Annotated in this window: 14 protein-coding genes and 1 other RNA gene; 8 read left to right on the top strand and 7 right to left on the bottom strand. The window is 55.9% G+C overall.

Features of this window, described 5'->3' with window-relative positions:
* Position 1 precedes the first annotated feature (1 nt).
* From PHACT_RS09790 to PHACT_RS09770, 5 genes are all read right to left on the bottom strand, one after another.
* Positions 2 to 3,142, bottom strand: a complete 3,141-nt coding sequence (locus PHACT_RS09790) for an efflux RND transporter permease subunit (RefSeq protein ID WP_070118284.1) — start codon at positions 3,140 to 3,142, stop codon at positions 2 to 4.
* Positions 3,143 to 3,340: 198 nt separating this feature from the next.
* Entirely contained in the window at positions 3,341 to 5,140 is a 1,800-nt protein-coding gene (locus PHACT_RS09785; RefSeq protein WP_070117457.1) for an ABC transporter ATP-binding protein, read from the bottom strand.
* Positions 5,141 to 5,252: 112 nt separating this feature from the next.
* The gene (locus PHACT_RS09780) at positions 5,253 to 5,990 is read right to left on the bottom strand and encodes a class I SAM-dependent methyltransferase (protein WP_070117455.1); all 738 of its coding nucleotides are present in this window, start codon (positions 5,988 to 5,990) and stop codon (positions 5,253 to 5,255) included.
* 242 nt (positions 5,991 to 6,232) lie between these two features.
* Positions 6,233 to 6,433 carry a hypothetical protein gene (locus PHACT_RS09775; RefSeq protein ID WP_070117451.1) on the bottom strand — a complete coding sequence of 67 codons (201 nt, stop codon included), beginning with the start codon at positions 6,431 to 6,433 and terminating at the stop codon, positions 6,233 to 6,235.
* 210 nt (positions 6,434 to 6,643) lie between these two features.
* Positions 6,644 to 7,879 (bottom strand): FAD-dependent monooxygenase, encoded by a 1,236-nt coding sequence (locus tag PHACT_RS09770; protein WP_070117448.1) that lies wholly within the window; start codon positions 7,877 to 7,879, stop codon positions 6,644 to 6,646.
* A 123-nt stretch (positions 7,880 to 8,002) separates the two neighbouring features.
* Here PHACT_RS09770 and PHACT_RS09765 point away from each other — a divergent pair, with 123 nt between their 5' ends.
* Positions 8,003 to 8,470 (top strand): MaoC family dehydratase, encoded by a 468-nt coding sequence (locus PHACT_RS09765; RefSeq protein WP_070117445.1) that lies wholly within the window; start codon positions 8,003 to 8,005, stop codon positions 8,468 to 8,470.
* A 56-nt stretch (positions 8,471 to 8,526) separates the two neighbouring features.
* The gene (locus tag PHACT_RS09760; RefSeq protein WP_083264492.1) at positions 8,527 to 8,961 is read left to right on the top strand and encodes a DUF1499 domain-containing protein; all 435 of its coding nucleotides are present in this window, start codon (positions 8,527 to 8,529) and stop codon (positions 8,959 to 8,961) included.
* 35 nt (positions 8,962 to 8,996) lie between these two features.
* Here the strand turns inward: PHACT_RS09760 and ubiH are convergent, their stop codons facing one another.
* Together ubiH and pepP are read right to left on the bottom strand one after the other, a co-directional pair.
* Entirely contained in the window at positions 8,997 to 10,310 is a 1,314-nt protein-coding gene (ubiH, locus tag PHACT_RS09755; protein WP_070117443.1) for a 2-octaprenyl-6-methoxyphenyl hydroxylase, read from the bottom strand.
* Between the two features lie 55 nt (positions 10,311 to 10,365).
* Positions 10,366 to 11,724: a Xaa-Pro aminopeptidase gene (gene pepP, locus PHACT_RS09750; protein WP_083264491.1), complete on the bottom strand. Its 1,359-nt coding sequence runs from the start codon at positions 11,722 to 11,724 to the stop codon at positions 10,366 to 10,368.
* A 110-nt stretch (positions 11,725 to 11,834) separates the two neighbouring features.
* On the opposite strand from pepP, the gene PHACT_RS09745 reads away from it, so the two are divergent.
* The 6 genes from PHACT_RS09745 (at position 11,835) to PHACT_RS09720 (ending at position 16,080) form a co-directional block, all read left to right on the top strand.
* The gene (locus PHACT_RS09745) at positions 11,835 to 12,050 is read left to right on the top strand and encodes a TIGR02449 family protein (protein WP_070117441.1); all 216 of its coding nucleotides are present in this window, start codon (positions 11,835 to 11,837) and stop codon (positions 12,048 to 12,050) included.
* Positions 12,051 to 12,063: 13 nt separating this feature from the next.
* Positions 12,064 to 12,387 carry a cell division protein ZapA gene (locus tag PHACT_RS09740; RefSeq protein WP_070117440.1) on the top strand — a complete coding sequence of 108 codons (324 nt, stop codon included), beginning with the start codon at positions 12,064 to 12,066 and terminating at the stop codon, positions 12,385 to 12,387.
* A gap of 103 nt (positions 12,388 to 12,490) precedes the next feature.
* Positions 12,491 to 12,669, top strand: a non-coding RNA gene (gene ssrS / locus PHACT_RS09735) — 6S RNA.
* Positions 12,670 to 12,710: 41 nt separating this feature from the next.
* The gene (locus PHACT_RS09730) at positions 12,711 to 13,346 is read left to right on the top strand and encodes a 5-formyltetrahydrofolate cyclo-ligase (protein ID WP_211284389.1); all 636 of its coding nucleotides are present in this window, start codon (positions 12,711 to 12,713) and stop codon (positions 13,344 to 13,346) included.
* A gap of 377 nt (positions 13,347 to 13,723) precedes the next feature.
* Positions 13,724 to 14,476, top strand: coding sequence for a translesion DNA synthesis-associated protein ImuA (gene imuA, locus PHACT_RS09725; protein WP_070117438.1), 753 nt, complete (start codon positions 13,724 to 13,726; stop codon positions 14,474 to 14,476).
* Positions 14,470 to 16,080, top strand: coding sequence for a DNA polymerase Y subunit UmuC family protein (locus PHACT_RS09720; protein ID WP_070117436.1), 1,611 nt, complete (start codon positions 14,470 to 14,472; stop codon positions 16,078 to 16,080). The genes imuA and PHACT_RS09720 overlap by 7 nt, the downstream gene beginning before the upstream one ends.
* The last annotated feature ends 18 nt before the right edge of the window (positions 16,081 to 16,098 follow it).

Raw genomic sequence — 16,098 nt, 5'->3', positions numbered from 1 at the left:
ATCACAATCCTTTTTGTGACACAACGTTCAAATTAACTGTTCGCGTCAACAAGCGCGACAGAGAGTTCTTGCAGTTCTCAATCAGTATGATCAGCGCCGGCACCACCAACAGCACCAGTAGCGTTGCGAACGCAAGGCCAAAACATAAGGTAATGGCAATAGGCACCATGTAGATTGCCAGACTGAAGCTTTCAAACATAAGCGGTGACAGGCCCGCTACGGTAGTCAGTGAGGTCAGCATCACAGCGCGAAAACGTGCCAACGCTGCCGTGCGTACCGCGTCTCGTAGCGCCATGCCGTTGGCAAGCTCGCGGCGCAAAAAACTCACCAGTACAATCGAATCATTGACCACCACACCGGTGAGTGCAAAGAATGCCAGCATGGTCATCACGCCCAGGTCCACACCCATTACCCAGTGCCCGGCAATGGCGCCGGTCAGCCCCAGCGGGATGGCAATCAGAACCGCCAGTGGCCAGGTGTAGGAGGCAAACGACCACGCCAGGATCAGGTAGATGAACACCAACGTCAGTACCGCACCCAACTGCATCGCAGCCATCAACTGCTGATTGAACAGACTGGCGCCGCCCAGATTCGAACTCAGCCCGTAGCGCTGATTGATGTCGCGCAACGCTCCATCGGTGACGTCTGCCAGAATCCGTTCAGCATTGTTTTGCTGACTGTCCACCGAGGCACTGACCATGACCGACATCGAACCACCATTGTGATTGATGACATCTATACCACGGCGTGTACTTAAGGATGCCACCTGACCCAATGGCACGATGTCACCTGCAGGAGTGCGCACCGGGAACTGATTCAGCGATGCAATATGGTCGCGCTCAGCATCGGGCAGCATCAACAGCACTTCCAGCTCGGCGTTGTTCTGATTGAATATCTGCACCCGGCTGCCGTAGTAAGCTGCTCGCAACTGCTGTCCCAGCGCCGCAGTAGTCACACCCAGCGATTTGCCCTGGGGAGTCAACGAGAAAATCATCTGATCCTTGCCATAAGGCAGGTTGTCGTAGATGTTATCGACCCCTTCATAACTGGCCAGTGCTGCCTGCAGCTCCTCCGAGGCCTGCTTGAGGCTGTCGAGATCATTGCCTCGCAGCACCAGCGACATATCTGGCCCGCCGCCATTGGCACCACCACGTACCTCAAGCACCAATTGTTCTACGTAAGGCGGTGTCACTACCTGAGCCCGCCATTGCTCAACAAAAGGCTGCGGTGCCAGCGAGTAGACATCCTCCCAGGCATACTCGACACGCATGGAGCCGTACTGAAGGCCGGTTTTACGCTCCTGATTCAATAGCGCCGAATTCAACCGGACAAAGTAGCCATTGATATTGTTGTCGCCGTGCTTGGCGTTGGTCGCCTGCAACGTCTGCTCCAGGTGCCCCATAAATGATTTACGCTGCTGCGGCGTTGCGTCGACCGTAAAATTCACGTTTGCTTCCAGCATCTGCAGGCTGACACCGGTGACAAAATTTACCCCGACCCGGCCGCTGATGATCAGACTGAAGGCAAGGATGACACAGCCGAACGCAGTTAACAGCGTTGCCACCGGTCGCGCCAGCGCCAGCTCCAGTACGGGTCGATAGAAACGGTCACGGAATCCGTAGAAGAAGCGGTCAAACTTCTCCCGAAAGGCCGAACGCTGGCCACGATCCATGCGGGCAAAGCCATGCTTGAGATGCGCCGGCAACACCAGGAAACACTCCACCAGTGAGGCCACGATGACACAGAACAACACCATCGGCATGGTGGCAATGACTGCACCCAATTCCCCGCCGGAAATCAACAGGGGGACAAAGGCGGCCAGTGTGGTCAGGGACGATGTCATCACCGGCATAAACATACGTTTGGCGGCACCGGATGCAGCCGCTTCCGGTGAATGACCCTGTTCAAACAGGCTGACTGCATCCTCACCCACAACAATGGCATCATCTACAACAATACCCAGCGCCATGATGAAGGTAATCAATGCCAGAATATTGATGCTGCCATCAAAGATATAAAAATACAGCATGGTTGCGAACAGAAAACTGACCGGTATGCCCGCCGTCACCCAGAACGCGGTACGGGTATTTAGGAAAACAAACAGCGTCAGGACAACCAGTACCATACCGGACCAGGCGTTACTGGCAATGACCTCCAGCTGTTCCTTCAACAGCAACCAGACCTCCTGATAGACCTCGACGGTGATGCCTTCGGGTAACCCTGGTCGGGTCTCATCCAGCCAGGCCTGCAGTGCCTGTGCGGACAGCATGGCATCGGAGTCGGTAATACGGTACAGGTTCATTTCAATCGCGGGCAGACCGTTCTGACTCAACACCGGTTGACCGGCGCGCGCACGTTTGTCGATGCTGGCGACATCACCTAGACGAACCAGCTCGCCGGTGCCTGGCACGCGCACTTCCAGTTGCTCAAACTCACGGATGTCGCGACGCTGATCCAGCGCGCGCAGCTGCATTTCACCCTGGTCGCGGGCAACTGTGCCCGCCGGTACATCGGCGCTGCGTTGCCTGACTTCAGCAGCCAGTGTGTCCAGTGAGGTATTCATCGCCAGCAGACGGGCGCTGGACACCTGGATCGCCAACTCTTCTTCTGGCAGACCGCTGAACTCGATGCGGTCGACACCGGCAGCATACAGTTCGCGCTCAAACTGGCGCACCATCGGCGCCAGCTCGGCTACCGAACGACCACCGGAAACCAGCAGAGAGGCGATGTTTTCATAATTGGTACCACGGCGAGCAACAATCGGCTCCATGTCCGCGGGCAGGTTTCTTACCCGGGCAATACGATCGTTGACATCATCAATGATCTTGCCCATGTCGGAATCAAAACTGAATTCCAGTCGAATGCTGGCCGAGCCCTGCGTGCTGCTGGAATACATCTGCTGCAGGCCCACCAGCGTGCGCAGTTGCTGCTCAATCGGCACCACAATCAACTGTTCCACATCTTCAGCAGAGGCACCGGGCCAGCTCGCATTGATAATGATGCCCGGCCATTCCACGGACGGATCGAGCTGGGTATTGATGCGACTGGATGCCCACAACCCCGACAGGATCATCATGATCATGACCAGATTGGCAGCCACTTTGTGGCGGGTGAAAACATCGATGATGCTTGTCTTGTTCATTTTAAACACGGCCTGTGACTGTTTTTTTGCCAGGGACAACCCGTCCCTTTAGCAAAGACAATTCACAGATCGTGCCAGAATTTAACCCTTTGTTTTATATGGTCTATTTTTGGGTGTGGCGAAAAAGCCGACTGGCAGGCAGCGGTAATTGGGCTAACAGGTGGTGATTTTCACCACTTGAGATCAGAGTCGCCAGGCCTACTGATAACCTCTGGCCTGCAGCTCGAACAGGGTGGCGTACTGACCGTCTTTGGCGAGCAGGCTGTCATGATTACCCTGCTCGGTAACCTTGCCCTGATCCAGCACAATGATGTGGTCGGCGATTCTCACAGTGGAGAATCGGTGGGAAATGATAATGGAGATACGGTTGGCGGTCAGCTCACGGAAATGCGCAAAAATGTCGGCTTCGGCTTTGGCATCAATGGCCGCCGTGGGTTCGTCCAGAATCAGTACGTCTGCCTGGCTGCGCATGAATGCGCGTGACAACGCGATTTTCTGCCATTGCCCACCTGACAGCTCTTTGCCATCCTTAAACCAGGTGCCAAGCTGGGTATCGTAGTCCGTCGGCATCTGCTTGATAAAATCCGCCGCCAGGCCTTTTTCCGCTGCATCGGTAATCAGTGGCCGATCGGTCAGGTAGTCAACATCACCAACCCCGATATTTTCGCCGACTTTCAACTGATAACGGGCAAAGTCCTGAAAGATGACACCAACACGCTGCCGTAACGCGTCAATATCCCAGTCCTGCAAGTTAAGGCCCTGAAACAGGATGCGACCCTCGGTGGGTGTGTACAGGCGTGTCAACAATTTGATCAGCGTGGTTTTGCCAGACCCGTTCTCACCGACAATGGCCAGGCTTTCGCCGGCCCTGATATGCAGATTGATACAATCCAGTGCCGGTGTCGCTGAGCCCGGGTAATGGAAGCTGACATTTTCAAAACGGATGCCGTCGTCCGGCAACGGGCCTTCGGTTTTATCCCCCGTCGGTTCAGCGACGCTGTGCCCCAGATACTCGGTGAGATTGGACAGGTAGAGATTGTCTTCGTACATCTTGTTGATGGAGGTAAGGCAACTGGTGACGGCACCCTGGCCTTGTCGGAACACGGCGATATACATGGTCATCTGACCCAGGGTAATGGTACCGGCTACCGCCGCAAAGGCTACCCAGCCAAAGGCAAAATAGAATGCCACACTGGCGATCAGCCCCAGTGCATAACCCCAGAAGCCACGGCGTAATACCAGGTTGCGATCTTCTTTATATATTCTGCGGAAGATTTCGACATAACGCTGCAGGAACAGCCGGCCCAGCTGCATCAGCTTGACCTCTTTGACGCCGTCTTCGCGGGTCAGCACCATCTCCAGGTAGATCTGCATCCGGCGCTCTGAGGAGCGGCGGCGCTGATTGCGGAAGGCTTCACCGGCGTATTTGGCTTCAGCCATGAATGCCGGCACGCCGGCAAGCCCGAGTAGCAAGACGGCCCAGGGCGAAAACTGGAACAACAGGAAGCCATAACTGACCAGCGAGATGCCGTCACGTAACAGATCAAAGGTGGCAATGACCAGACTTAACGGGCGACTGGACGCTTCGCGGCGAGCTCGCACCAGCTTGTCGTAGAATTCGGAGTCTTCAAAGTTGGCCAGCTCAAGCGTCAATGCCTTTTCCAGGATCATGACGTTGACCTGATTGCCCAGCAATGCACGCAGCACCGACTGGCAGACCGTATTGGCTTTCTGTGCGCCGGTCATCAGCACAACCAGGCCCAGCTCAAGCATAATATAGAACAGCAGAGCGTCAGTGGCCGCTTCGCGCGCGGCGCCCTCTGCATCAATGGCGGTAACCACCGTATCGACAATGAGCTGACCGACCCAGGCAATGGCGGCTGGCAACACCCCGGCAATCAGGGTGACCATCGCCATGGCGATGGTCAGCCCGGCGCTGCTGCGCCAGACAATATCAATGGCGACGCCACTGTAGCGGAATACCGATACAAAGCGCATGAGCCAGGCGACCGGCCTTGCCTGTGACAAGGTGTTTTTCACAATAATACGTCTTTCAACATTCGGTCGACCGGCTCAGGCGCCGTGGCGCTTTTTTAATGTTTTCGCGACATTACATCTCAGGTTTGTACGCGCGCAACAGAATACGATCGGTATTGCGACCCAGACTTGCATCAAACGGACCGGTCGTACGCGGGTCATCCTCTGCTTCCAGCAAATCGCTGGCAGCGACACTTTCATAACCGGCGTCAAACAGCGCCTGTTCGATCTCTTCCTGAGTGATACGGTGCAGGGCGGCGTTATCCGCGCCTTCGTTACCGCGGTGATCAATAACACCCAGAATACCGCCTGGTTTCAGCGCATCTTTAACGGCCAGCAACATGGCCTGGGCCGCTTCCGGACTGTTGTTGTAAAGATCATGGAAATTCAGCGCTGTCAGTGCAAAATCCACCGAATTTGGTTCGACACCCAAATCACTCATGTCGGCGTTTACGCGCTGCACGTTGGGCAGACGGTTATCCGCCAGACGGGCTTGTACGGCCTCCTCGGTGTTGCGCATACCCAGCGAACGCGGGCTGTTCTGCATCAATACGGTGCCTTCCGAACCCACCGCGTGCGACAGCACTTCGGTATACCAGCCACCGGAGGCCATGATATCCATCGCTGTCATGCCTTCTTCCAGGCCCAGGAAACTCAGCACTTCCACCGGCTGGCGTGCAGCATCGCGGGCCTTGTCTTCATCTGCGCGATCAGGGCCATTCAGCGCCGCCGTCAGGCGTGCTTCATCAATTGCATAGGCTGACGTCACCAGCAGCATCAGCGCTGCGAATATGCTTGTCATCTTCTTCATTGCGATTCCCCTTCACTATGATTGTTGTATAAACATGTCGTTGTCATACGCGACCTGGTCTGTCTGGGGCCTGTTAGCAGCCCTGAGCGCAATAACAGCACTGAGCGCGTTAGCAACCAGACAAACAGACACCACAATCGCGTCAGCAATCGTGGCCAGAGACATAACAGCATAGGGCAAAATGGCGATAACTGGAAGGCAGGAAGCAGAAGCAGTGGAACAGGTGCAGACAGCGGGGACGATCAATGCAGACGTCGCGACTCCATCAACTCTTCTTCGAAGAGCTTTTTGACGCGTAACAGTTCCTTCATATCACCCTCTGATTTCAACAACGGCAGATGGTTCTCGATATCAAGGATAATATTGGTGATGCTGCCGGTATCCAACGCGCTGAGATCCACGTCAAACGGCCAGACGGTGTCGCGGCTTGTATCGTAACTCATGACTTTCCGGCAGACCCCGTAAACTGATTGGCAGACTGATAGACCCACTTAATGTGTCGTCCGCGCCGGGGAAAGCTTTAACACTACTTCTTCAGTATCGGACATTAAAAACGTTATCGAGGCAGCCTGTTTAAAATGAAGCGCTGGCAACGCACGACTGCGGGGATGCAGGCGTCAGAGCGACGCAGAAAGTCAGCGCCGGGCCAGTTTTTAGCCCATGGCCTCACGTATCAGACGGTTCTTCAGTCCAGCCCAGCCATCAACCGCACGCATGCCGGTGTTGCGCAGCCAGCGCACTGCCAGCGGCTGATCGGCATACAGGCGCTTGAAACCCTCCATCATGGCCATCATGGCCAGATTGTGGGGCTTGCGGCGGCGCTGATAACGACGCAGTACCATGGGATCAGTCAGCGAACGCCCGGTCCGGGTTGCACGGATCAGTTCTTCGGCCAGCACCTGCACATCCAGCAACCCCAGATTGGCGCCCTGTCCAGCCAGTGGATGGATACTGTGAGCCGCGTCGCCAATCAATACCACTGCCTCCCGGAAGTAATGCCGGGCGTGACGCTGACGCAACGGAAAACTGTAACGCTGCGCGCACTCATCCACCGGCCCCAGCCAGTGTTCACTGACCCGGCTCAAGGCCTGACAGAAAGCAGCATCGTCCATGGCCATCAACGCCTGCGCCCGTTCCGGCACCAGCGACCAGACAATGGAACAATAATGCCCGGTATCCTTGCCTTCGGTGTCCGAAGACGTCAGCGGCAGAAAGGCCAGTACGCCGTCATCCATGAAACACTGCCGCGCCATGAGCCGGTGCGGATCGCGCGTCCTGATGGTGGTGACAATGGCATGGTGCTCATAATCCCACTCCCGGGTCTCGAAGCCGGCCATGTGCCGCATCGGGGAATTCGCACCATCGGCCGCGATCAGAAGGCCGGCAGTAATCTGCTGGCCATCATCCAGCGTCAGATGCGCGCCGGTATCCGGATCATAACGGTAAGCACTCAGCGTTGCCGGTGCCAGCAGGGTCAGGCGGGTTGAGCTGTCGACTGCCTCTGCCAACTGTTGCAGCCCCTCATGCAGGGCGCCGGTCAGGACGCTGTTTTCAATGATATGGCCCAGCTCCGGAGCGTGGATATCGTGCGCAGCAAAATCAATACTGCCAGTGCCATCCGCCTCATGAACGTGCATGCGCGTGTAGGCACACAGACGATCGGCCGGCATGGCCTGCCACACATCCAGACGGCTCAGCAGACGTTGCGAGGCGGCGGTCATGGCGCTGACGCGAGGATCAAAGCCCGCGATATCGGCAGGCGAATCGGGCCGGGACTGCAGAGGCCGCGCATCAATCATGGCGATGCGCAGGCCACTGTCCGCCAGCGCCAGCGCCATCGCTGCGCCGGTGATGCCAGCGCCCACGATCACGATATCGTGGTCGTTCATTCGCTCTTCATTCTGCTTTGCCTGAATCACCCGGTTTGCCCTATCTGTCTTTAGCTGCATCGTCTATATTAGGCATTATCATAACCGTATCAAATCAGCCTTAACAGCAGGAGTCTATCATCCATGACAGCAGAAATGAGCCTGGACGCGGCACAAGCCCTTATCGGCACGGAAACCGGCCTCAGCCAGTGGCACACCATCAGCCAGGAACAGGTCAATCAATTTGCCGATACCACCGGTGACCATCAGTTCATTCACCTGGACGAAGAGCGCGCCAAAGTGGAAACGCCGTTTGGCGGCACCATTGCCCACGGCTACCTGACCCTGTCGCTGCTCAGCATGCTGGGCGCCGAAGCTGGCACCGTGCGCCTGGCTGGCACCAAAATAACCATCAACTACGGACTCGACAAAGTTCGTTTCCTGAACCCGGTGCGCATTGGTTCGCGTATTCGTGCCCGCTTTATCATGCACAGTATCACCGAAAAGAACCCCGGCCAGTATCTGATCAAGCACCAGGTGACCGTGGAGATCGAAAACCAGGAAAAGCCGGCCTTGATTGCCGAGTCATTGAGCTTGGCCGTCACCGGCTGAACAGTCAGCGTTGTCGGGGCGACTCATTTAGAAACAACTCATTCAGGATAGCAACCATGCATAAACCATTACGCAACATTGCACGAGGACTCATGATTGTGGGACTACTGACGCTTATCTCCTGCGCCGGTGACAGGCCAACGACCCTTGGTGTGCAGAACAACCAGCTGTCGACCTGCCCGGACTCACCCAATTGTGTGTCCAGTTTTGATCAGCGCGACAGCCATGGCATTGCACCGTTGACCGGCGATATGGACGCCGTACGCGCGGCGCTTGCAGAACTGCCTCAGGCGGCCATCGTGACCGACGACGGCAATTACATTCATGCCGAATTTACCAGCCGGCTGATGGGTTTTGTCGACGATGTCGAATTTCTGGCAGACCCTGCCTCAGATCAAGTGCACGTGCGCTCAGCCTCGCGCCTGGGACACAGTGACCTTGGCGTCAATCGCGAGCGCGTGGAAAACATTCGTGAGCTGATGGGCAGTTAATGGGTCGCGGCTTAGTCAGTTCAAGCCAGGCTGGTTTAACGCCTGATGGATTTTCGGTCCGCCATGCCCATAGCCTGACGGGCGAACCAGCCTTTGGCGGGTGGCATCAGGTCCATCAGTAACAGGCCCAGGTTGCGCCCCAACGCCAGTGTCGGTCGCGCGTTGGAAAACAGGCGCGTGGTCAGATCGCTGAAGGCAATGGTATTGGCCTGATCGCCGGACTGGGCCGCCAGAAAAGCCTGCAGCACCGCCATTGATCCCGGATTTTCCCCGGTCTGGTGCGCATTGACAATCAGTTCGGCCAGCGCGCGCGCATCACGTAATGCCAGATTCAATCCCTGACCGGCCACTGGATGCAGCGTGTGGGCAACGTTGCCCAGCAACACGATACCGGGGCGTATCTGCTCGGTCGCCACGGTCAGACTCAGCGGGAAAAGTGACCTGGCGCCTGCATGAGTAATCCGGCCCAACCGCCAGCCAAATCGCTGCTGCAGGGTGTCAATAAAATCAGCCTCCGGCAATGCCAATATGCGCTCTGCACTACAGGAGGCATTGTCGCTTTTGCCCTCACCCTGATTGCTGTCACTGTCAGCCAGGGTCCAGACCAGTGCGCCCCGATGCTGCCGTTCACGCCCGACCCCGTGGTCTGACAGCGGCAACATGGCCAGCGGACCGGTATCGGTAAAGCGCTCAAAGGCCTGCCCCCGGTGGTCATTGGCAAAGGCAACATTACAGATCAGCGCCTGCTGACCATAATGCTTCTGCTGCATAGTGATACCCAGTTGCCGGCACAGACCCGAGCGCCCGCCGTCCGCCAGCACCAGCAGCCGGGTCCTGATGTTATCGAGTGAAGCACCTTTAATGGTCAACATGGCGCCATCACTGAGGGGCTGAATATGCTCAACACTGGCTGGCGCACACACGGTCAGGCGCGAACTGTCCTGTAATGCCTGTTGCAGCACGCACGTCAGGTGGTGATTCTCGGCAACGTAACCCAGCGCTTCTACGCCGACCTCGGCACTGTGCAGCCGGGTTGCGCCAAAATGTCCACGATCGGACACCTGAATATCACGGATGGCGGTAACGCCAGGGGCCAGCGCCGACCAGAAACCGGCCTGTTCGTAAATCAGGCGGCTACCCCAGGACAGTGCCGTGCTGCGCGCGTCAAAATCAGCGCCGGTATCACCATTTTTAGCGTCAGGTTTTGCCATCGGCGCGGCATCCAGCAACAATACCCTCAGATCGCTGTGCCGGGCCAGTTGATCCAGCAACAGCGCAAAGCTGCCTCCGACCAGACCACCGCCAGCAATGACAATATCGTATTCCGCGTTAAGTTTTTTGTCTGTCATGGTCCGTACTTTCTGTTCCTGCCCACTGTCTCCCGCCCACTGTTCCCGTGCAGGCCTATGCCCGTTGCGCCATCAGCGCTTCGATAGCCTCGGTGGTTTTGGGCACGCCGTCGGTCAATACCTTGTTGCCGGTTTTGGTGACCAGCACATCGTCTTCGATGCGAATGCCAATACCGCGCCACTTTTTGGCAACCTTTTTGTTGTCAGGCGATACATAAATGCCCGGCTCCACTGTTGTCACCATGCCAGGTTCCAGACGCCGGGGTTTATCCCGGTCCAGATAACTGCCGGCATCATGCACGTCGATGCCCAGCCAGTGGCCCGCGCGATGCATATAAAAATCACGATAGGCACCGTCTGCAATCAGCCTGTCTGCATCCCCTTTCAGCAAGCCCAGGTCGATCAGGCCGTGGGTGATCACCCTGACCGTGACATGGTGAGGTTCATCCCAGGGCACGCCGGGACGGGTGACCGCGATCGCTTCCAGCTGTGCCTTGAGAACGATGTCATACAGGGCTTTTTGTTCGGCGCTAAACTGGCCACTGACGGGAAATGTGCGCGTGATATCCGCGGCGTAATATTCATATTCGCAACCGGCGTCAATCAGCACCAGGTCACCGTTTCGCAACGGGTCCCGGTTTTCAATGTAATGCAGAATACAGGCATTGGCACCCGCGGCGACAATGCTGTTGTACGCGGGCGCGCGACTGCCCGACATCATGAACTCATGCACCAGCTCTGCTTCCAGATGATACTCATGGCGACCTTCACGCGCGGCCAGCATGGCGCGCTTGTGCGCACGCGCAGAAATATCGGCCGCGCGCTGCATCAAAGCGATTTCGGCTTTGCTCTTGAACAGGCGCATCTCATGCAACAGCGGGTCCAGCAGAATTAGCTGCTGCGGTGCTTTGGCGCCCATGCGTGTCCGGCTGCGGACGTTTTTCACCCAGCCACTGATGCGCTTATCAAAAGCCGGTTCACGTTCCATGCAGTAATACAGTGTTTCACAGCCGTCCATCAGGCCGGGCAGGATTTCATCCATCATGCCGATGGGGTAAGCCTCGTCCACCAGCAGGCGGCTTTTTGCCTGTTCCGGCCCGGTCAGAATGCCAGTCCAGAGCTCTTTGGTTTTGTCCTTGGGCTGACAAAACATCACAACTTCGCCCTGCTTGCGCCCGGGGATCAGGGCCAGCACGGCATCATCTTCGGTAAAGCCGGTCAGGTAATAAAAATCGCTGTCCTGACGGTATGGATATTCGGTGTCATTGCTGCGTGTGCGTTGGGGTGCTGCGCTGAGCAGGGCAATACTGTTTTTGCCCAGTTTGCCCATCAGGGCGCGGCGGCGCTTCCTGGCCTGCACATAAAGATCGGCCCCGGTGGCACGCTGCGGGTGCTGTAATTTAGCTTTTGCCATACATTTTCCTGAGATTGTGTCTCGCGTTATTGACCGCCTACAACCAGCTCTCTATAGTAAGGGTCCAGTAACGGAACCGGTCGGCGGGGCTTCCTGCGTACGTAATCGATATGAATGACGATCAATTCAATACCCTTGACGAAAAAATCAATGCCCTGATCGCATTGTGCGCTGCCATGAAGCAGGAGAACCAGTTGCTGCGCGCCAGTCAGCATAACTGGCAAACGGAACGTCAGCAACTACTGGAGAACAACCGCCAGGCCAAGAGCCGCCTGGAATCAGTCCTCAGCCGTCTGAGATCCATGGAACAGTCGCAAAGCGCCTGAGTGTGAAAACTTTATGAGCAATCTTCAGGAAGAAGCCAGCACGGTTGTGGTCAAGATCCTTGATCGCGAATACCAGATCAGCTGTCCGCCGTCAGAGCAGGATGCGTTGCTCAAATCTGCCCGACACCTTGATGAAAACATGCGCAAAATCAAGGCACGCGGCACGATTCATGGCCTGGAAAAAATCTCCGTGATGGCAGCACTGAATATTACCCACGAGTTGCTGCAGAAAAATCGTCAGATCAATGAAGCACGTCACAGCACCGCGCAGCAGATCAAATATCTGGAAGATAAAATCGAACGCGCATTGCACAACGCCCGCCAGATCGAACTGTAAATCTTGCCGCTGGTACCCCGGCCGGCACTGTTACGAAAGCTGTTACAAAAAAGTTGCCGCTTTTACTCGATACCCCAAAATAACTTCTATATACTCGATTCATAGTCACCTGGAGTACAGGCCAGCTGAAAATGTTCTTGAGCCGATATCTGTTACTCCGGAGGCTCTTCGCAATGATGTTGTTGAGCATGTCCGCACGACGGAAAGCCTGATACATCGCTGGAGCCACCACCTGAACCTGTGGGTTCAGGACTATTTCGGCAGCGGTACTCTGGGTGGCTTCCACTCGCTGCAGCCCCTGATCAATCCGACATGATCAATGCATGAAACCTTCATCATCCATCCCGCAGCAATCACCTGAAACACGCAAGGCCTTGCGTCAACGCCTGCGACGTGCGCGACGTCAACTTTCGTTCAGTGAGCAACGCCATGCCGCGCTCGGCCTCACCCGACAGTTGCGCCATACAGGGCTCTGGCAGGGTGCCCGTCATATTGCTTTTTACCAGGCTGTGGATGGCGAAATTGTTACCCTGCCGGCACTGCGTCTGGCATGGCAACAAGGCAAAGCCTGTTATCTGCCGGTACTGCACCCCATCAAAGATGATCACATGGTGTTTGTCCGGATCTGGCCCGGCAGCCGACTGGCCTACAACCGCTGGGGCATTCCGGAGCCAAAAGCGGCGTTAAAACACAGCGTGTCACCACGCAGACTGGATCTGGTGCTGTTGCCACTGGTGGGGTTTGATGAGGCCGGTAATCGTATCGGCATGGGCAAGGGGTTTTATGACCGTACATTTGCCTTCAGGCGCGGCAAATGTCGCCGGCCCGCCCTGACAGGGCTGGGTCACGAGTGTCAGAAAGTGGCAGAAGGAATTGCGCCTTCTGCCTGGGATGTTCCGCTTGATGCGCTGGCAACGCCTCGCCGGTATAAATCCATCAAAAATCGTAAAGCTTTGTAAATTATCGATTTATAGAAGACCGCTTTGCGCCACGCCGCTAATCAGGACACTGAGTCCAAAAAGAACAACAACGACCAATAGCATATCTGGTTTGCGTTTCATGAGATGTCCGCTACTTTTAACTATTTAAATTTTTAATTATTCCATTTTCCAGCTAATTAAGCCTGTCATCTAATACGTTATCAAGATAAACCTGCTAACGTGCTGAACAATAATATAATAATAAGGGCTTGACAATGCTTGATTGCAAAATTTTTACACCTTTTTAACTAAATTTCTGGCCTTATCTCTGTATCGGCACTTGCCTGAAATAAATATACTGTATATATTTACAGCTCCACGACGCCTGACTCATTGACCGGCACCGGAGCAAACACATGAACACAACCGCCCCTACAAACATCAGCGCGCCCACACCGGAGCACAAGGTGGACCAGTTACTGCAGCAAACGCAGGATTTGTGGCGCGGCAGCAATCAGCACAACACCGCCGTTGATAACCCCGGCGCCCGCCACTCGCTGCTGGCTGATGACCTGTTTGCTGACCACGAGATCACCGACAACGGCGCAGGCCAAAGTACCGGCCACGCCGAGCTCGACGCCCTGTTGCCCTGGGGAGCATGGCCACAGGCCGGTTTGATTGAAGTCATCAACAAACAGGCTGGTATCGGCGAATTACAGCTGTTGGCACCGCTGTTGCGGGACCGCAGCCAGCAACAATCCTCTTCCATTCTCTGGATTGCACCACCTTACCCGCTACACGGGCCCGCCCTGGCCCAGATGGGCGTCAATACCCGCAACAGCTTTGTGGTGCCGGCCCAGGCCAGCTGCAATCAGGCATTGTGGAGCATTGAAAAAGCCCTGCAATCGCAGGAATGCGGCCTCGTGCTGGCCTGGCAGAACTGGCTCAGCGCCCGGGTTATTCGCCGTCTGCAACTGGCTGCACGTGAAGGCAATACGCTGGGAGTGCTGTTTCATCAGCGACCGGCAGCACACTCACCATCAACGCTGCAGTTACAATTGAGTAGCGCACCCGTCACCGAAGCCGGTTATCGCAACATGGACGTGCAACTGTTGAAAGCACGCGGCAGCCACAAGCAGGGACGGGTGCGCATTAAGCTGCCATGCTAGGCCGCCGGCAAAGCAGAGCGCTTGCCGGTAAACCGCGCGTCAGTACCCGCGCTGGCAACAGGCTGCCAGTCAGCCTCCCTGAACAGCCAAGCGCACAACAAAACGCACCGAAAAAAGCGCAACAGAACCTACAGCACAAAGCACAGCGACAATCACAACAAAACCTGCGGCGCGCGCCGGCAACACACCGCAAGCGCACCAGCCTTTGGTATGCGCTTTATTTCCCGGCACTGCCCGACACCCGAATTGCTGACCCACATGCAAACGCACAGACAAAGCCACATACGAAACAGCATGATGAAATATCGTTGATCTCGCTGGTGGCACAACAGTGCCAGCAGATCAGCGACTACATCAGCCTTGATGGAAATGACGCTCTGGTGCTGGAAGTTGGCAGAAGCCTGCGCTATTTTGGCGGCCTTAAATCCATCCGGCAGCAAATTGAATCCGGTATTGAGACACAGCTCTCGCACACCAATTTTGTGCAGGCGGTCGCCCCCAATGCCAGCGCCAGTCTGTTGCTGGCCCGCACCGGACAGCAATCGGTTATCGCCAGACCCGATGACCTGCGCTCACGCCTGGGTAGCATTCCCACCAACGCCCTTGCCATTGACGTTCGGGTTCGAAAAAAACTCGCCAATTGCGGACTGTTCTATTTACGGGATATATGGCGCCTTCCATTGCCGGAAATGCGTATCAGATTCGGCCGGCATTTCAGTGACTATATTGAGAGCTGCCTCGGTTTACGACCCGGGCTACGTCAGCGCTGGCAGGCCAAACCGGTTTATCATGACAGTGTCGATAGCGATCATGGTTTATATTCCACACAGCAGATTATCAATGTCTGTGAAAAATTACTGCACCGGCTTGAGGATTTTCTGAAGAAAAAACATCTGTGCACTGACCAACTGATGTTTGTGCTCGACTATGGCAGTTCCGGGCAAGGCAACAGCGATCATGACACAGGCGGCGACACTCGTCATGAAAACATCACGGTCAATGTTCGCAAGGCAGAACGCAGTGCCCGGCTGTTCCTGCTGTTACTGGAAACGCAACTGACCGGAATGAATTTTGCTGGTGAAGTTTACGCGATCACCTTACACGTCACACATTTCACGCTGTTCAAGCCGGACGGTGGCGTTCAGCAGAAGACCCGGGGGCATGACAGCCGGGACGGCTCACAACTGCTTGATACGCTGGCGGCAAAACTCGGCAGCCACGCGGTTCAGCGACTGCTGCTAAAACCTGATTACTGTCCCGAGTCTGCCACACGCATGGTGTCATATTTGACACCGCCATCAGAAGAAAGCCTGCTAACCGGAAACAGCGTCACTATCAACAGCCACAATCCATGCTGGTTATTGCAGCCACCGCGTCCACTGGCAATCCGGAACCAGCAGCTGCACTACCGGTCACCGTTGACATTATTGCGCGGCCCACGCCGCATCGAAACCCGATGGTGGCAGGAACAGGGTATACGGCGGGATTATTATGTGGCTGCCAACACACAAGGCAACCTGCTTTGGGTCTATCAGGACCTGGCGCATGCCGGTGGCGCGGAACAGAATTCGACGGCCTGGTACCTGCATGGATTTTTTGGTTAAAGGTTAAAGCGGGTTGCA

It is taken from the genome of Pseudohongiella acticola, from assembly GCF_001758195.1.
Classification (GTDB): Bacteria; Pseudomonadota; Gammaproteobacteria; order Pseudomonadales; family Pseudohongiellaceae; genus Pseudohongiella; species Pseudohongiella acticola.
Note: the sequence above shows the minus strand (reverse complement) of the source record. Positions and strands in the feature narration are given on the sequence as shown.